The 17,292-nt window shown below is 67.0% G+C and carries 12 protein-coding genes and 1 tRNA gene; 6 read left to right on the top strand and 7 right to left on the bottom strand.

Going from position 1 to position 17,292, the window contains the following annotated elements; all coding sequences use genetic code 11:
* Positions 1-43 precede the first annotated feature (43 nt).
* From A9J21_RS14525 to htpX, 4 genes are all read left to right on the top strand, one after another.
* Positions 44-1,555, top strand: a complete 1,512-nt coding sequence (locus A9J21_RS14525) for a polyamine aminopropyltransferase (protein WP_066736748.1) — start codon at positions 44-46, stop codon at positions 1,553-1,555.
* 12 nt (positions 1,556-1,567) lie between these two features.
* Positions 1,568-3,244, top strand: a complete 1,677-nt coding sequence (locus A9J21_RS14530) for an NAD(P)/FAD-dependent oxidoreductase (RefSeq protein WP_066736750.1) — start codon at positions 1,568-1,570, stop codon at positions 3,242-3,244.
* A gap of 116 nt (positions 3,245-3,360) precedes the next feature.
* Positions 3,361-3,711 carry a hypothetical protein gene (locus A9J21_RS14535; RefSeq protein ID WP_066736751.1) on the top strand — a complete coding sequence of 117 codons (351 nt, stop codon included), beginning with the start codon at positions 3,361-3,363 and terminating at the stop codon, positions 3,709-3,711.
* Positions 3,712-3,826: 115 nt separating this feature from the next.
* On the top strand, positions 3,827-4,705 hold the full coding sequence (gene htpX / locus A9J21_RS14540; RefSeq protein WP_066736752.1) for a protease HtpX: 879 nt from the start codon (positions 3,827-3,829) through the stop codon (positions 4,703-4,705).
* Positions 4,706-4,737: 32 nt separating this feature from the next.
* On the opposite strand, the gene A9J21_RS14545 is transcribed toward htpX, so the two are convergent.
* From A9J21_RS14545 to A9J21_RS14570, 6 genes are all read right to left on the bottom strand, one after another.
* Complete coding sequence (locus A9J21_RS14545) at positions 4,738-5,769, bottom strand: GlxA family transcriptional regulator (RefSeq protein ID WP_066736762.1); 1,032 nt, start codon at positions 5,767-5,769, stop codon at positions 4,738-4,740.
* A 153-nt stretch (positions 5,770-5,922) separates the two neighbouring features.
* Positions 5,923-7,128, bottom strand: a complete 1,206-nt coding sequence (locus A9J21_RS14550; RefSeq protein ID WP_066736764.1) for an MFS transporter — start codon at positions 7,126-7,128, stop codon at positions 5,923-5,925.
* Positions 7,129-7,261: 133 nt separating this feature from the next.
* Complete coding sequence (locus A9J21_RS14555; protein ID WP_066736765.1) at positions 7,262-10,456, bottom strand: bifunctional cytochrome P450/NADPH--P450 reductase; 3,195 nt, start codon at positions 10,454-10,456, stop codon at positions 7,262-7,264.
* 131 nt (positions 10,457-10,587) lie between these two features.
* Positions 10,588-10,992, bottom strand: coding sequence for an alternative ribosome rescue aminoacyl-tRNA hydrolase ArfB (arfB, locus tag A9J21_RS14560; RefSeq protein WP_066736860.1), 405 nt, complete (start codon positions 10,990-10,992; stop codon positions 10,588-10,590).
* A 48-nt stretch (positions 10,993-11,040) separates the two neighbouring features.
* Positions 11,041-12,432: an FAD-binding oxidoreductase gene (locus tag A9J21_RS14565; RefSeq protein WP_066736767.1), complete on the bottom strand. Its 1,392-nt coding sequence runs from the start codon at positions 12,430-12,432 to the stop codon at positions 11,041-11,043.
* Positions 12,433-12,645: 213 nt separating this feature from the next.
* Positions 12,646-13,872 carry an RtcB family protein gene (locus A9J21_RS14570; protein ID WP_197497508.1) on the bottom strand — a complete coding sequence of 409 codons (1,227 nt, stop codon included), beginning with the start codon at positions 13,870-13,872 and terminating at the stop codon, positions 12,646-12,648.
* A gap of 167 nt (positions 13,873-14,039) precedes the next feature.
* Here A9J21_RS14570 and A9J21_RS14575 point away from each other — a divergent pair, with 167 nt between their 5' ends.
* On the top strand, positions 14,040-14,375 hold the full coding sequence (locus A9J21_RS14575) for a hypothetical protein (protein WP_066736769.1): 336 nt from the start codon (positions 14,040-14,042) through the stop codon (positions 14,373-14,375).
* 431 nt (positions 14,376-14,806) lie between these two features.
* Positions 14,807-16,843 (top strand): acyltransferase family protein, encoded by a 2,037-nt coding sequence (locus tag A9J21_RS14580; RefSeq protein WP_197497509.1) that lies wholly within the window; start codon positions 14,807-14,809, stop codon positions 16,841-16,843.
* A 135-nt stretch (positions 16,844-16,978) separates the two neighbouring features.
* Here the strand turns inward: A9J21_RS14580 and A9J21_RS14585 are convergent.
* Positions 16,979-17,054: transfer RNA gene (locus A9J21_RS14585), tRNA-Arg, on the bottom strand.
* Positions 17,055-17,292: the final 238 nt, after the last annotated feature.

The following is a 17,292-nucleotide window of genomic DNA, read 5'->3' on the forward strand; positions in this document are numbered from 1 at the left end:
CGCTGTTGCGTACCGGCCCATCTCCTGCTGCACGCCGCCGCCCATGCGCGACCGTACCCTTGTCCTGTCGGTGTTGATCGTAGCCTCTTGCGGGCTTGGCTACGAACTCATTGCCGGCGCCCTGTCCAGCTATCTGCTGGGCGATTCGATCCTCCAGTTCTCTTCCATCATAGGCTGCTACCTGTTCGCCATGGGCGTGGGTTCCTGGCTGTCGCGCTATGTGAAGGACGAGGACGTGCTGTCGCGTTTTATCGACATCGAGATCCTGGTCGGCCTGCTGGGCGGCATCTCGGCGGCGCTGCTGTTCGTGGTGTTCGCCTGGCTGTCCGCCCCGTTCCGCACCGCGCTCTACGCGCTGGTGTTCGTGATCGGGTTGCTGGTGGGCATGGAGATCCCGCTGGTGATGCGCATCCTCAATGCACGCAAGGCCCAGTTCAGCGAACTGGTCAGCCGCGTGCTGACATTCGACTACCTGGGCGCGCTGGCCGTTTCGCTGGTGTTTCCGCTGGTGCTGGCGCCACGCCTGGGGCTGTCGCGCACGGGCTTCCTGTTCGGCATGCTCAACGTGGCCGTGGCGCTGTTCACGCTGCGCATCTTCCGTAGCGAGATCCAGGGCACGACGTTGCGCACGATGCGGGCCGGCGTCGTGTTCGCGCTGCTGACCGCCGGCTTTGCCGGCTCCACGCACCTGACACGCTGGGCCGAGCGCGGCATGTTTGGCGACGAGATCATCCACAGCGAGACCACGCCCTACCAGCGGCTGGTGATTACGCGCTGGAAGGACGACCTGCGGCTGTACATCAACGGCAACCTGCAGTTCTCGTCGCGCGACGAGCATCGCTATCACGAGGCGCTGGTGCATCCGGTGCTGCAGGCGCTGCCCTGGGCGCGCCGGGTGCTGGTGATCGGTGGCGGCGACGGGCTGGCGCTGCGCGAGATCCTCAAGTACCAGGGCATCGAGCACGTGACGCTGGTGGATCTGGACCCCGCCATGACCACGCTTTTCTCGCGCAGCGAGCCATTGCGCGCGCTGAACCAGGGGTCGCTGACCGACAGGCGCGTAACGGTGGTCAACGCCGATGCCGCGCAGTGGCTGGAGCAGAGCCAGGACAGCTTCGACGCGATCATCGTCGACCTGCCCGATCCGTCGAACTTCGGGCTCGGCAAGCTCTACTCGGTGCCGATGTACCGCCTGCTGTCGCGCCACCTGGCCGAGAAGGGCTACGCGGTGGTGCAGTCCACCTCGCCCTACTACGCGCCGCGCTCGTTCTGGGATATCGCCGCCACGCTGCGCGAAGCCGGCCTGCACACGTGGCCGTACCACACCTACGTGCCGTCGTTCGGCGAATGGGGCTTTATCCTGGCCGGCAAGCGCGCCGACTACACGCCGCCCGCGCGCTACGACGTGCCGCTGAAATTTCTCGATGCCGACAGCACGAAGCTGATGTTCAGCTTCCCTGCCGACATGGCGCCGCGCGAAGGCCAGGCGAACCGGCTCAACGAACAGACGCTGGTGCATGACTTCGAACGGGACTGGCGCAACGTGATCCGGTAACCGCCAACGGCCATGGATCGACGTCGCTTCCTGATTGCCGCGGCCGGCACCGCGCTGGCCGGCTGCGAGCGCATCGGCAACGATGCCGCGCACTTTCTGGCCGGGCTTGGCCTGCACGAGCCAACACCGGTGGTGTTGCGGCCCGGCATGGCCGAAGGGCACGCGCTGCGCGACGCGCACCGCTGGGCAGCGCCGGTGGGCGAGCAGCGCGTGGATGTGGCCATCCTGGGCAGTGGCGTCGGTGGCCTGTCGGCGGCCTGGCAGTTGTCGCGCGCCGGCCTGCGCAACTTCATCATGCTCGACGGCCCCGAGTTTGGCGGCAACGCGTCGGGCGGCCGCTTCGGCGATATCGGCTTTCCGCGCGGCGCGCACTACCTGCCGCTGCCTTCAGCCGAGTCCACCCACGTCCGCGAGATGCTGGCCGACGCGGGCGTGATCGAGCGCGACCCGTTCGATGCCCGGCCACGCTTCGACGAAAGCGCGCTGGTGCATGCCCCCGACGAGCGCCTGTTCTTCGACGGCACATGGCAGGACGGCCTGCTGCCCGACAGCGACGCCCACCACGGCCAGCACGCGCGCTTTCTCGCACAGGTGGACAAGCTGCGCACCGCCGTGGGCAGCGACGGCCGCAAGGTGTTCGCGATTCCGCTGGCCCAGTCGTCGCGCGACGCGGCCTGGCTGGCGCTCGACCGCCAGACCTTCCGGCAATGGCTGACCGCGCAGGGCTACACCGCGCCCACGTTGCACTGGTATGCCGACTACTGCTGCCGCGACGACTATGGCGCCGGGGCCGACATGGTCTCCGCCTGGGCCGGCCTGCACTACTTCGCCAGCCGTGGCGGGCATGCCAGCAATGCGGCCGATGGCGCCGTGCTGACCTGGCCCGACGGGCTGCACGGGCTGGTCACGCGGCTGATGGCCCGGATCGATGCGCGCATGGGCGCCGGGCGCCCGTGGCGCCGCGGCGGCATGGCGGTTCGGATCGAGCCGGACACGAACGGCGCAGGCGCAAGCGTGCTGTGTGCCGAATGGCCCGATGGCCCTGGCCGGCCGCCCAGGCTGTCGCGCATCGTGGCGCGCCGCGTGATCTGTGCCATGCCCTTGCACGTGGCTGCGCACCTGATGCCGCTGCAGCCGCTGGGGTTCGATCCGGCCATTCACCTGCAGCACCACGCGCCGTGGCTGGTCTCGACCTTCCGCCTGCGCGGCTTTCCGGAAGAACAGGCGGGCGTGCCGCTGGCGTGGGACAACGTCGTCCATGGCTCGCGCGGGCTGGGATATGTGGTTGCCACGCACCAGTGGATCCGCCAGGCGCGCCCGGCACAAACCGCGTTCACCGCATATACGCCGCTCGATGCCCAGGCCGGACTGGCCGCCGGCAGCCGCCCCGATGCCGTGCGGCGCTGGCTGGTGGAGGCATCGCCGTCCGCGCTGATGGATCTGGCCGTCGCCGACCTGCAGGCTGTCTACGGGCGCGAATTCTGGCGCCACGCCGACGCCGTGGAGATCACCGCGCGCGGCCATGCGATGGCGACGCCGGTGCCGGGTTTCCTTGCCAATGCGGGTCTGGCGGCCTTGCGCGCAGCCGACGGCCCGGTGCTGTTCGCGCACGCCGACCTGTCCGGCCTGTCGGTGTTCGAGGAAGCGGCGTGGTGGGGCACGCGTGCCGCGTTGAGAATCGTCGGATAGTCATTGGCCGGTGCATTCGGCCCCCTGCCGGCCGGCGCGCCATCCTGTAGAATCGACGCCATCGTTTCCTGTCTTGTGCGTCACCCGCCCCCGTGCATCCGCTTCGCCTCCTGTTGATGATCGTGCTGCTTGCTTTCCTGCCGCTGCAGGCCTGGGCCGGCATTGGCACGTCCACGGTGGGCCCCGACATGGTGCAGGCGCCGCATATGGCCGCCCTGGCGCAAGACAACGTGGCAGTGGCCGCCGACCAGGCTGACTTTTCCGCCACGCCAGCATCGTCCGACACTTCCAGTCCAGCCGACCAGGCAGAGCCGACGCCGCCCGGCGCCGACTTTGCCGAGCAGTTGCTGCCCGCGCCCCTGCCGCGCGTGGTGACGTCGGCCGCCCGTGGCGCCGTGCCGCGCTACGCGGCCGCTGCGCTGCCCGATCCCGACCTGCCCCTGCTGCCGCGCCCGCCGCGCGGCTGATCCCGCTTGCGCGCGGCCGACATATGCCGCGCCTACCCTTGTCGCCTGGCACGCCGGATGCGTGCCGTGCGCGCCTGCGGCCCGTCCGCGTCCTTACCTGTACTGCCCCACAACCATGAAACGTATTTTCCTGTTCCTGGCGACCAACATCGCCGTCATGCTCGTACTCAGTATCACGGCCAGCCTGCTGGGCGTGAACCGCTTCCTGACGTCCAACGGGCTGAACCTCGGCATGCTGCTGGCCTTTGCCGCGCTGATGGGCTTTGGCGGTTCGTTCATCTCGCTGCTGATGTCCAAGACCATCGCCAAGTGGTCCACCGGTGCCCAGGTCATCACCCATCCGAGCACCAGCACCGAACTCTGGCTGGTGCAAACCGTCCAGAAACTTGCCACGCGCGCTGGCCTGCCGATGCCCGAGGTAGCCATCTACGACGGCGAGCCCAACGCCTTTGCCACGGGCGCATCGAAGAACAGCTCGCTGGTGGCCGTGTCCACGGGCCTGCTGCAATCGATGTCCCACGACGAGGTGGAGGCCGTGCTGGCGCACGAAGTGGCCCACATCGCCAATGGCGACATGGTCACGCTGACGCTGATCCAGGGCGTGGTGAACACGTTCGTGATCTTCATGGCACGCGTGGTCGGCTACTTTGTCGATTCGTGGCTGCGCCGCAATGACGAGGAATCGAGCGGCCCCGGCATCGGCTACATGATCACGGTGGTGGTCTGCGAGATCGTGTTCGGCATCCTGGCCAGCATCATCGTGGCAGCGTTCTCGCGCCACCGCGAGTACCGCGCCGATGCCGGTGCGGCGGGCCTGATGGGCACGCCCGTGCCGATGGTGGGCGCCTTGCGTCGCCTGGGCGGCCTGGACGCCGACGGCCTGCCGCAAAACATGCAGGCCATGGGCATCTCGGGCGGCAAGTCGTGGATGGCGCTGTTCTCCAGCCATCCGCCGATCGAATCGCGTATCGCCGCACTGCAGAACGCCCGCTGACGCGGGTGCGGCCGGCGGCGTCGCCAGTACGGCTACGCCGCCAGCCCGTCTTCCCCTTCCGCCATCCCGTCAGACCGGAACGCAGCCCGATAGCGTTCGGGCGTGGTCTGCACATGGCGCAGGAACGCCTGCCGCATGACATCGGCGTTGCCGAACCCGGTGGCATGCGCAATCGCCTCCAGCCGGCGGTCGGTGCCTTCCAGCAGCCGCCGCACGGCTTCCACGCGTAGCCGCTCCACGTAGCGTGCTGGCGTTTCTCCTACCTGCTTGGCAAAGACCCGCGCGAAGTTGCGCGGGCTCATGGCCGCCTGTTCGGCCAGCACGCCGACCGACAGATCACGACCGAGGTTATCCGCGATCCACGTCTGCAGCGCGCGCAGCTCCGGGCTTTGCGCGGCCTGTGCGCGCAGCACGGTGGAAAACTGCGCCTGGCTGCCGGGACGGCGCAGGAACATCACCAGCTCGCGCGCCACTTCCAGCGACACCGCATGCCCGAGGTCTTCCTCGACCAGCGCCAGCGACAGGTCCATGCCAGCGGTGACGCCGGCCGAGGTGTAGAAGCGTCCTGCACGAATCCAGATCGGATCGGCATCCACGGTGAGTTCCGGGTGGCGCTGTGCCAGCCGTTCGGCGTGGCGCCAATGCGTGGTCACGCGCTGGCCGTCGAGCAGGCCGGTGCGGCACAGCGCGAAGGCACCGGTGCATACGGCACCCATGCGCCGCACGGTGCCCGCCTGCTCGCGCAGCCAGCCGACCAGCCGCGCGTCATCGGCCGCGGCGCGCGAGCCAGCGCCACCGGAGATCAGCAGCGTATCGATGGGCTGGCCGATCCGGCCGGCGATCTGGTGGTACGGCGCCTCGGCCAGCAATCGCAGCCCGCATTCGGTATGCACGATGGCATCGTCGCTGACGCTGGCCACGTGAACCTCGTACGCCGGCTGGTCGCGGCCACACAGCTTGTTCGCCGTGCTGAAGACCGCCGTCGGCCCCGTGACGTCGAGTTCCTGCGATGGATCTGGCGCGACGATCACCACGACGCGCGGCGGGTCTGGAACGAGGTGCATGATGTGTTGCGTGATGGGTGATTGGCGCGCTGGCCCTTTCCCAAGCGCGGGAGAGGGGGCGTACCGGTCAGGCCTGATTTGCCCGTGGTGTCTTCCCTCTCCCGCCTGCGGGAGAGCGGCCGGGGGGGAGGACTGGCGCTTGCGTTGCCACGATCATACTGCCGCCGCCATCGCCGCCGCCCGTTCCCGGCGCTGCCACGCCAGCGTCACGACCAGCGCAACGCCCAGCGCCGGCAGCACCGCCAGGTTCACCCCCTGCCAGCCCCAGACCGTCAGTACCTGGCCCGCCGCCAGCGTGGCGATTGCAGTCAGCACCGCCGAGGAAAACTCGCTGACCGATTGCGTGCGCGCCCGTTCGCTGGGCCGGTAGCTGCCGGCCAGCAGCGTCGTGCCACCCACCGACATGAAATTCCAGCCCATGCCCAGGCACAGCAGTGCCACATAGAACGCCGCCAGCGACGTCGAGCACAGCGCCACCACGGCAGCCATTGCGGACAGCGCGATGCCGGCCACGAGCATCACGGGATTGCCGAACCGCTGCAGCAACCATCCCGAGAAGAACGACGGCGCGTACATGCCCACCAGGTGCCATTCGATGATCTGCGCGCCCTGTGTGATGGTGTGGTGGCAGGCGATGGCCGCAATCGGCGTGGCCGTCATCACGAACATCATCACGGCGTTGCCGATGCCATTGTTGGCAAACGACGCCAGGAATACCGGCTGCCGGACAATCTCGCCCAGCGGGCGCGCGGGCCGGGTGTCCGCCGCGGCGGCGGCCAGGGCGGCCGGCGATTCGCGGTACGCCAGCATCAGCAGCATCACGGTCAGCGCGCCGAAGACCGCCACCACCGCGTAGGACCCGGCAAACGGTGTCGGCAGCATCATGTCGGCGCTCCACGCGGCGATGGCCGGGCCGCACACGGCCGCGACCACGCCCCCGGTCAGCACCACCGAGATCACACGGGGCTTTTCTGGCGCGGGCGCGGCATCGGCGGCGGCCAGCCGGTAGAAGCGGGCAAACGACTGGAACACGCCCACCAGCGCCGTGCCAACGCAGAACAGCCAGAAGTCATGCCGCCAGATGGCCGCCACCGACACCCATCCGCCCAGCATGCAGGCCACGCCGCCCAGGCAGAAGGCGAAGCGGCGTCCGAAGCGCTCGATCACGAACGGCACGCCCATGGCCGTGGCCGCGCCCGCCACGGTAATCAGCGCGAACGGCAGCGTGGCAAGCGCCTTGGCGGGCGCCAGTGTGTAGCCGACCAGCCCGGTCAGGGTCAGATCGACGGATATGGCGGACGTAAATAGCGCCTGGCACAGCGCCAGCACGCGCGCTTGCCGCATTGCAGGGGAAGCCATCGGGGTCTCCGGATTCTGGAAAAGGGATGGTTTCCAGCGTACGGGCCCGGTCAGGCGGCCGACGGACAATGTTCAGCCGAATCCTGCCAAGTGCCGGCGTCTCCCCCGGCACCCACCCGGAGTTCCGAAGTTGTCAGTTGAACACGTCCTGCCGGTAACGGCCCTGCGCCACGAGACCGGCGAACCAGTCCGACGCCGCCTCGGGGGTCATGCCGCCCTGCTCCGCGCCGATCTCGATCAGCACCTGCCGCACGGCAGGCGCCATGCGGCGGCCGTCGCCGCAGACATAGACCATCGCCCCGGCCTGCAGCTGTACCCAGACCTGCGCGCGCCGCTGCCAGAGCAGATCCTGCACATAGCGCGCCTCGCCCGGCAGCACCGAATACGCGGTGTGCACCTCGGCAACGCCCGCTTCGGACCACGCTGCGATTTCGTCGTGGAACAGCCAGTCGTGTGCGGGGTGGCGGCAGCCGAAATACAACTGCACCGGCGTGACCGGTTGCCCGGCCGCCTGCTGGGCGGCGCGTTCTTCCAGAAAGCCCCGGAACGGCGCGATGCCGGTACCGGGGCCGACCAGCAACATCGGCACCGCCGGATCGGCTGGCGGGGCGAATGGCGGATTTGGCGTGCGGATCGACGCCGACACGCGCGCGCCCGGCGGCAGCGCCTGCAGCCATGTCGAGGCCACGCCCCGAAACTGGCCGCGCCCCGACAGCGCTGGCGCCCAGACCGTGCCCACCAGCAGCGTGGCGACGCCCGGCGAGACCCGCGGCGACGACGCAATCGAATAGAAGCGCGGCCGCATCGGCACGGTGCAGGCCAGCAGTTGCGGGAGCGTCAGCGTGATGGCCGGAAAGCGGACCAGGGTGTCGAGCACGTTCAGGCGCCGCGCGGCCACCTGGGTGGCGTAGCCGGTATCGGCATCGTCGGCGGCCAGCTGCTCCAGCGACTGCCGGGTGAACGGGCAGCGCGTGGCTTGGGCCAGCGCACGCAGCGTCTGGCGCGACACCACATCCTGCAACTCGACAAAGTGCGTCAGCAGTTGCCGCAATGGCAGCGTTTCGCCAATTGGCAGCCCGCGCCCGGCACCTTGCGGGGCGGACAGCGTGACCATGGCATCGGGATCGAGGTCGAGCCGCTCGCAGAGCGCCATCACCTGCGTGGCATCGTTTTGTGGCCAGACCGCGACATGATCGCCCGTCTGATAGGTGGTCCCCGGCGGCAGTTGCAGCCGGATGTCGCGCGTCGACGTGCGCGGCGCCTCGATGGCGAAGTCCCAAAGCCCGGCGGGATCGCCAACCAGTTCGGTATTGGTCTGCACCGTGAAGGTCTGCGTGCCGGCCGGCAGCGTGTCGGCACGCATGGCATCGACGCTGCGCAACTGCACGTCCACGCTGATGCCGCCCGCGCTGGCGCCATCGGCCTGCAGCGCCTGCCACAGCTGCGCCAGCCAGCGCTCAGCCGCCTGGTCGAAGTCGGCGTTGCCATCGGCTTCGCCACGCGGCAGCAGCGGCACCCCGCCGGCGGCCGTGAAGAAGTCGAACACGCGGCGCGGGAAGGCCTGGTACGTCGCCCATTGCGAATTGCCGCAACCCAGCAGCGCCAGACGCAGGCCTTCGGCGCGGTAACCGCTGGCGCTGCCGGCATCGAGCATCGCTTCGAACCGGCGGCCCGAGTCCGGCGCGCGGCCGTTGTAGGTGGCGGCCACCACAACCAGCAGGCCCGATGTGGGCAAGGCATCCACCACATCGTCCAGATCGGCCAGCGTGGCGTCGAACCCGGCCGCCACGGCGCCGCCGTGGATCTGCTCGGCCAGTTCGCGCGCAGTGCCCAGGCTGGACGCGCACAGCACGGTCATGGACTGGCCGTTGCCCCGCACGTCGGCCTGCGCGGCGCCGGCCACCACTTCAGACACGGCAGGCACGGCAATCCGCTCGTGCGGACGCCGCCGCCGGGCGCGCAGCACGAAATTGTCGGGCTTGATCGTCAGTGTTTCCTTGAGCCGGAACTGGTAGTCGTAAGGGTCGTGGAACGCGAAGTTGCGCAGCATCAGCGCCAGCGCAAGCTTGGCCTCGGTCAGCGCGAACTGGCGGCCGATGCAGGCCCGCTCGCCATGGCCGAACGGCATGTAGGCATGCGCGGGCAGCTTCGCCTCGTTCCCGGGCAGGAAGCGGTCGATGTCGAACCGCTCTGGGTTCTCCCACACCTTCGGATCGCGATGCAGCGCCGTCAGCACCACCGAGATGCGACGGTTCTGCCGCAAGCGGTAGCGGCCGCCGATCACCACATCGTCGAACGGCGCCACGGCGAAAGCCGGCGCGGTGGGCCACAGGCGTAGTGTTTCCTTCAACACGCGGTCCAGCACGGGCAGGCGTGCCAGGTCGGCGTAGACCGGCGGGGCATCGCCGGGTAGCACGGCATCCACCTCGGCATAGGCCTGGGCCAGCACGGCCGGATTGCGCAGCAGCTCGTACAGCGTGAAGGTCAGCAGGCCGCTGGTGGTCTCGTGGCCGGCGATCAGGAACGTGATGACCTGGTTGCGGATATTGGCGTCGTCGAGCTGGCGATCCGTTTCGGGGTCGCGCGCCTCGAGCATCAGGTTCAGCAGGTCCATGCCCGGCCGGGGCGCGGCGCGGCGCTGGCGGATCACGTCGTCCACCAGGTTGCGCATATAGGCCACATCGTCGGCGAACTGCCGATGCGCGCGGCCCATGAAACGGTCCTGGATCGGCAGCCGCGTAAGCTTGCGCATGGCCTCTTCCAGCGCACCCACCATCGCCACGATAAACGGGTCCAGCTGCTCGCTGGCGAACGATTCGAAGTCGTAGCCGAAGCCGGACAGTGCGATGGTGTCGAGCGTCAGCCGCGTCATGTCGTCGGCCACGGCAATATCGGCATCGGGCCCCTTGTGGTCCCACTTGTCCACCAGCCGGTTGGCGACGCGCAGCATCACGTCGAAGTAGCCCTTCATCGCGCGCTGGCTGAACGCGGGCATCAGGATGCGATGCGCGCAGCCCCAGTTCGGCTCGTCGCTATGGGCGGTGAACAGGCCGTCGCCGGCCATGTCGCGCAGATACGACAGCGGCGGCCCGATGATCTTGCGAAAGCGCGCCGGGTCGCACACCTCGGCCACCAGCGCCACCGACGACACGAATGGCACGCGCCGGCCGGCAAAGTCGAGCTCGAAGATGCCGTCGTGATGGCGGCTGCGCGCCAGCAGATGCTGGCCGACTTCGCCGGGCGTAATCTGGAACAGGTTGCCGACGATGGGCCAGCCCGGGTCGCGCGGGATCGGTTCCAGGGCGGCGGCGGCATTGACGGATGACATGGATGGGGCTTCCCTTGTCGAGATCGGAATTGGCTGGGCAGCGCGATGCCAGAGCATGCCTGTCAATCGCCGCATTGTCCCGCCCCGCCATCGAGCGTTTGAAATATTTGTTCGAGTTCAGAGGCGGACCTCTAATCGATCACCCGCCCGCGCAGCGCCTTGATCTGGCCGCGCTGGACCTTGGCATCCAGCCGCCGCACCTTCGCCGCGCGGGTAGGCCGCGTGGCGCGCCGGATGCGCGGCGCCTGGGCCACGCTGCGCACCAGTTCGTGCAGGCGGCGGACGGCTTCCTCGCGGTTCATCTCCAGGCTGCGGTGCTGCTGTGCCTTGATGACGATCACGCCGTCGCGCGTGATCCGGTGGTCGTGCAGCGCCAGCAGCCGGTCCTTGTGATCGGCGGCCAGCGACGACGTGCGCACGTCATAGCGCAGGTGTACCGCATTGGACACCTTGTTGATGTTCTGCCCGCCCGCGCCCTGCGCGCGGATTGCAGTGATCTCGTATTCGTGGTGAGGGATGAACAGGTCGTCGGCCATGCGGCGCATCATAGCAACGCATGGCACGACGGTGTGCGCCGGATCGGATCACGGCGCCGGCTTGATGTTCTGGTTCGAGCAGAACAGGTTCTGCGGATCGTACGTCCGCTTGGCGCGCGCCAGCCGGTCGAAGTTGTGGCCGTAGGCCGCGCCGACGCGCGCGGTTTCGTCCTCGGTCATGAAATTCACATACACGCCGCCAGTGGCATAGGGCGCCGTGGCATTGAAGAAATCACGCGCCCAGCCGATGCAGGTGGCGTCCTCGTCGGTGCGGTCCCAGCGCGAATGGACATTCATCACATAGCGGGCGTCGCGATGGTGGTACGCCGTGGCGTCGGGCGCCACGCGGTTGGCGACGCCGCCCACCTGGCCGATGAAGATCTCGGCATGGGCCGACGGGCCGCGCGCTGCGAAATCGGTCATCAGGTCGATGGCCGCGTCGTCCAGGCGCGTGAAGTTGTGCGACTTCCAGTAGTTGCGCGCGCCCGGCGTCAACAGCGGATCGAACGCCTGCTGCCACGCCGCATACGGCATCTGCCCGACATGTTCGCCTATGGCCTGGCCAAACCCGCGCAACGGGTCGATCGCCTTGTCGGCCTTGGCGGGGTCGCCGTTATGAAAAACCGCCAGCACCACCACATTGGCGCCATGTGCCGACGACGGCAGGAACGGCAGCGGCGGCGCCTTGCGCAGGACAACCCAGACGTTCATGTCTTCGGGCATGGCCGATTCCGCAAAAGCACGGTACTGGCGCAGCACCGATTTGCCTTCCGCGGCCGGAAACACGATCAGCCCGGCGGTTACCAGCGGGCCCACGGCGTGCAGCCTGAACTCGAACAGCGTGACCACGCCGAAGTTGCCGCCCCCACCGCGCAGGGCCCAGAACAGTTCCGCCTCGTGGTTGGCGTCGGCCCAGCAACGCTGACCGTCGGCCGTCACCACCTCGCATCCCAGCAGGTTATCGACGGTCATGCCGTACTGGCGCGTCAGCCAGCCGAAGCCGCCGCCCAGCGTCAGCCCGGCCACGCCAGTTGTCGAGTTGATGCCCAGCGGCGTAGCCAGGCCCAGGGCCTGCGCCTCGTGGTCGAAATCGCCCAGCGTGGCGCCGGGGCTGACCCAGGCCACGTTGTCACGCGGATCGATATGGACACTTCGCAACGCCGACAGGTCGACAACCAGCCCGTCATGGCAGATGGCGCTGCCCGCAATGTTGTGGCCCCCGCCGCGTACGGCGATCGCCAGGCCATGATCGCGCGCGAAATTGACGGCCTGCATGACGTCCGCAGTGCCCGTGCACTGGACGATGACCGCGGGCCGCCGGTCGACGGTGGCATTCCAGACGGTGCGCGCGACGTCGTAGCCAGCGTCGTGCGGCAGCAGTACCTTGCCGCGCACGGCCTTGCGCAGCATGTCGATGTGGTCGGCGGCAAGCGTGGGCATGATGACCCTCCCTTCTTCGCATCCAGGATCTTCCTGGGAAAGGTTGTTCATGCAAGGCACGCGCCAGGCGCCGGGGAACGGCTTCGCTGCAACGGTTGCGGCGATGGTGTGCGTGCTTATGACCAAGCCGTCAGCACAATCTGTTGCACTCTTGAGGCGGCGGTGGAGAGACATCGGCGCGGATCGAACGAACGGGCAAGCGAGCCGGCCACCCTACCCCTTCACGCAAACCACCTGCCGCAGCGTGTGGACAACCTCCACAAGGCTGCTCTGGGCCGCCATGACGGCGTCGATGTCCTTGTATGCCATCGGAATCTCGTCGATGACGTCCGCGTCCTTGCGGCATTCGACGTGCGCAGTGGCCTTGACCTGATCCGCCACCGTATAGCGGCGCCTGGCCTCGTTACGGCTCATCGTGCGGCCAGCCCCGTGGCTGCAGGAACAGAAGCTTTCGGCGTTCCCCAGCCCGCGCACGATAAAGCTCTTCGCGCCCATCGATCCCGGGATAATGCCGAGCTGGCCCTTCTGTGCCGACACCGCGCCCTTGCGCGTCACGAAAATGTCCGCGCCGAAGTGGCGCTCCTTCTGCACATAATTGTGGTGGCAGTTCACCGCGTGCTCGTCCACGTCGAACGGCTTGCCGATGACTGCCCGTGCGGCACCGATCACGGCCGCCATCATGACTTCGCGGTTGCGACGCGCGTATTCCTGCGCCCAGCCCACAGCCTCGACGTAGTCGTCAAAGTGCTTGCTGCCCTCTTCGAAGTACGCCAGGTCGCGATCGGGCAGGTTGGCGATGTGCTGGCGCATGTCCTGCTGCGCCAGTTCGATGAACTGCGTGCCGATGGCATTGCCCACGCCCCGGGATCCGCTATGCAGCATGAACCAGACCGTGTCGCGCTCATCCAGGCAGACTTCGATGAAGTGGTTACCCGTGCCGAGCGTTCCCAGGTGGACGTGGTTGTTGGTCCGCGCCAGCTTCGGATACTTCTCGCAGATGCGTTCGAAGCCCGGCACCAGCGTTTTCCACATGTCATCCACGCGATGGGGCGCACGATCGCCCCAGGCGCCTGGGTCCCGCCTGCCCGGCGCGCGGCCATGCGGCACCGCACGCTCGATGGCGCCACGCAGCCCGTGTAGTGAATCGGGCAGGTCCGTCGCCTTGAGCGTGGTGCGTGCCGCCATCATGCCGCAGCCAATATCGACACCGACTGCAGCGGGGATGATCGCGCCCTGGGTAGGAATCACCGTGCCGATCGTAGATCCCTTGCCCAGATGTACGTCCGGCATCACGGCCAGATGGCGAAAGACGAACGGCATGCGTGCGGTGTTCTGCAGCTGGCGGCGTGCATCCTCCTCGACGGGCACGCCGACCGTCCACATCTTGACTGGCTTGCCATGGGACAGCGTCATCAGTTGGTAATCGGTCTTCTCACTCATCTTGCATCCTGTCTGTCTCTTTTCCGACGCGCCGCGCATCGATTTCCCTGTCCATTGGGCCTGAAGCCAGCCGGGCCGTTCCGCATCCGGGCCTTCCGCCCAATATCCGACTCCCCCGGGCTGGTGCTAGAACGGAAGTTCGGCGCCGACAAAATAATGGGGATGCCATGAAACGCCTGCCACTGATCCTTGCCCTCTGGACGGCCCTGCTGCTTGCCGGCTGCTACTACGGATATCCTCCCGGGCCCGTACCCGGACCCACCAGCTACGACCGCTCGTTCTACGCCGCTGCCGACGCGATGCGCGACCAGGGCGTGGCAGTCCAGACGCAGGAACCGACAACCGGCAATATCACCGGCTACTACGGCAGTACCCCCGTAGCGGCAATGATCCGCCAGCAGGCTGACGGCAGCGTGCGCGTGGAATTCCAGGCAGCGGATTCGCGCGATCCGGGGCTGGTCAACCGGATCACGCAGAGCTATCAACGGCGGATGGGTCGGTAACGCAAATCGGCCGTCGCGAACGCATCGCAACGGCCGATTTTCCCGCACTGTATATCCCTCCCCATGTGGGACTTTTTCAGGCATCCGAATTTTCGTAATATGGCGGATTCGCAGTTGCCATACATGGCTTTGCCCAGGTACTCAAAGAAAGTGCCCGGGATAAAAAAAGAAATATGAAATCCGGTCATTCAGTCGAAGAATTCTCCGCCTCCCCCCTGTTTCCGTGCCGCATCACGGCGCCGCATAACCTCCATCCCAGCCACTGAGGACATTTCCATCCGGCCAGCGCCGGATAGGTAATGCCCTTTGCGCGCGCGGTTTCATACCAGCGCGAATGTGCCGTTATTTCAGTCAGGCGACTGGCATGACGGGGCGTTTGCTCGCGGGCGACTCCCATGTGCAGCCGTTGCCGCCCACCAATCGTTCTTCAAATGTCAGTCCAAGTATTGTCAAATCAACCGGCCAGACTCGCCGGACAACGGGACCACCTCTGGGCGCTGGATTATCGGCCCGACATCGATGGAATGCGCGCACTGGCCATTCTCGCGGTGGTGGGTTTCCACGCATTCCCGGGCCTGATTCCCGGCGGTTTCGCTGGCGTGGATATTTTCTTCGTCATCTCCGGGTACCTGATTACGCGCCATGTTCTCAAGGACATCGAGGATGGGCGCTACAGCACCGCCAGGTTCTATGCCAGGCGCGTCAAACGCATTTTCCCCGCGCTGATTTCGGTACTGCTTGCATCGGCCGCACTGGGCTGGATCATTCTGACCCCGGAGGAATACGAGTCGCTCGGGCGGCATATGATCGCAGGCGGCGGTTTCTTCGCCAACATCCAGAACTGGAAGGAAGCCGGATATTTCGACCGCGCTGCCGACACCAAGCCGCTGCTGCACCTGTGGTCGCTGGGCGTCGAGGAACAGTTCTACATTGTCTGGCCACTGATCCTGGCAGCGCTGTCGCGCAAACGCGGCTGGCTGGGCAGGGGCATGCTGGCGCTGATCGGGCTGTCATTCGCCTTCAGCATCGTGACCGTGTATCGAGACGCCGCGGCGGATTTCTATTCCCCGCTCACCCGGTTCTGGGAACTGGCCCTTGGCGCGCTGCTGGCCCATGTCACGCTGCGCCAGCCAGCATTCGCCGCCGCGCATCGGCGCTTGCTGGGCTGGATTGGCTCGGCGCTTATCCTGGCAGCCATCGTCGGCCTGCGGCCGGCGTTCGCTTTCCCGGGCGCCTGGGCGCTCCTGCCCACCGCCGGCGCGGCACTGCTGATCCTGGGCGGCACCAGGGCAACGTTCAACCGGTGCATCCTGGCGGCGCCGCCGCTTGTCTGGATCGGCCTGATCAGCTATCCGCTCTACCTCTGGCATTGGCCGCTGTTTGCGCTGGCGCGCATCCTGCGCGGCGAGACGCCGACCGCAGAGGCGAGACTGTGGGCCATCGCCGCCAGTGTTGTGCTGGCCTGGGCGACGTACCGGTTTATCGAGCGGCCGATCAGGAATACCCGGGGACTGTCCGCGAAATGGGTAATCCGCGGGCTGTGCTTAGCGATGGCGGCGATTATCGCGATTGGCGTGGTCATCAAGAAGAAGGACGGTTTCCCGGGACGTCTGGACGGCATGGTAAACGGTGACCTGAAAACCCTGACCTTCGGGCTGGAATACGGTCACTATCGCAATGGATGCGGTGTCTCCGACGAGCACGCGAAGCATCTGGCCTTTTGCCTGACCAGCGGACAAGGCGCGCCCGATTTTGCAGTGCTGGGCGACAGCAAGGCGCAGGCGCTGTTTTTTGGGCTGACCGACGGACTGGCGCCGGATGACACCGGGGTATTGATGGGCTCGTTTGTCGCACCCGGCGCCGGCGAGTCCTTGGCCGGGAACAAGCGCGCTGCCATCGATGCGGCCCTTCAATCCGCGCTGGAGTCTCCGTCGATCAAGCTGATCATCTGGGCCGTGGCGCTGCGGCATACCTTCCCCGCGGATGGTGAGGGTTATGTGCGCGGAAATCCGTCGATCGACGCGCCGCTGTTGGCCTACAGCGAAGCGATACGGAAGGCGGAAGCTGCCGGCAAGCGGGTGATATTCGTGATCGATAATCCGACGCTACCCGACCCGAGAAACTGCGTTTCGGGCGGATTGACGTCGAGCCCGCTGATCAACCAGGTTTTCTGGCGGCATCAGAATCCGCGCTGCAGCGCCAGCTACGCCGAATACGTGGCGGGAACGGCCCCGTACCGCCATTTCGTGACCGAGCTCGAACGCCTGAATCCCGGTCTTTTCGTCTACGACCCGACGCCGCTGCTCTGCGATATCAGGAAAGATCGCTGCAATATCATGCAGGGCGGCAATTTCCTTTACAGCTACTCGGACCACCTCTCCTATTACGCCAGCTCCATGATTGCTAGGGATCTGGCCCCCGAAATCCGGAAACGGATCGCCGGCCCGGCGCCGATGGCAGCGCGATAGGAGAAGGCGCGTCGGCTAACCGCAAGCGGCAAGGGACTCTCGGCCTGGAAAAGAGGCGAGCAGACCTGGCCGGCACCGGTCCTGAACCGTGGCGTACGGCGAGGTACAGCGGGATATCAAAGCGGGAAAAATTCTTGGCGCGCCCGGCTGGGATCGAACCAGCAACCCCTGCCTTCGGAGGGCAGTACTCTATCCATTGAGCTACGGGCGCGATGTGAGCTGCATTGACAACAGCGAGTGCCGTCGTCGGAAAGTCGCATAGGATACCCGACTTGTCGGTGCCCGTCCATGCGGGATGCGCCGGGGGCTGCGAAACCCGGGTTTTCACAGGTCTCTGAGCCGTCGCTTTTGGCCCCGTGGGCCGGGTCTTGGGTCTATAATCGGCAGCTATTTGCGTCGTACCAGAGACGTAGCGGGGCAGGAGACGGCCCCGGACGCGAAGACCGACA

It is taken from the genome of Cupriavidus sp. D384, assembly GCF_001652915.1.
Lineage (GTDB): Bacteria > Pseudomonadota > Gammaproteobacteria > Burkholderiales > Burkholderiaceae > Cupriavidus.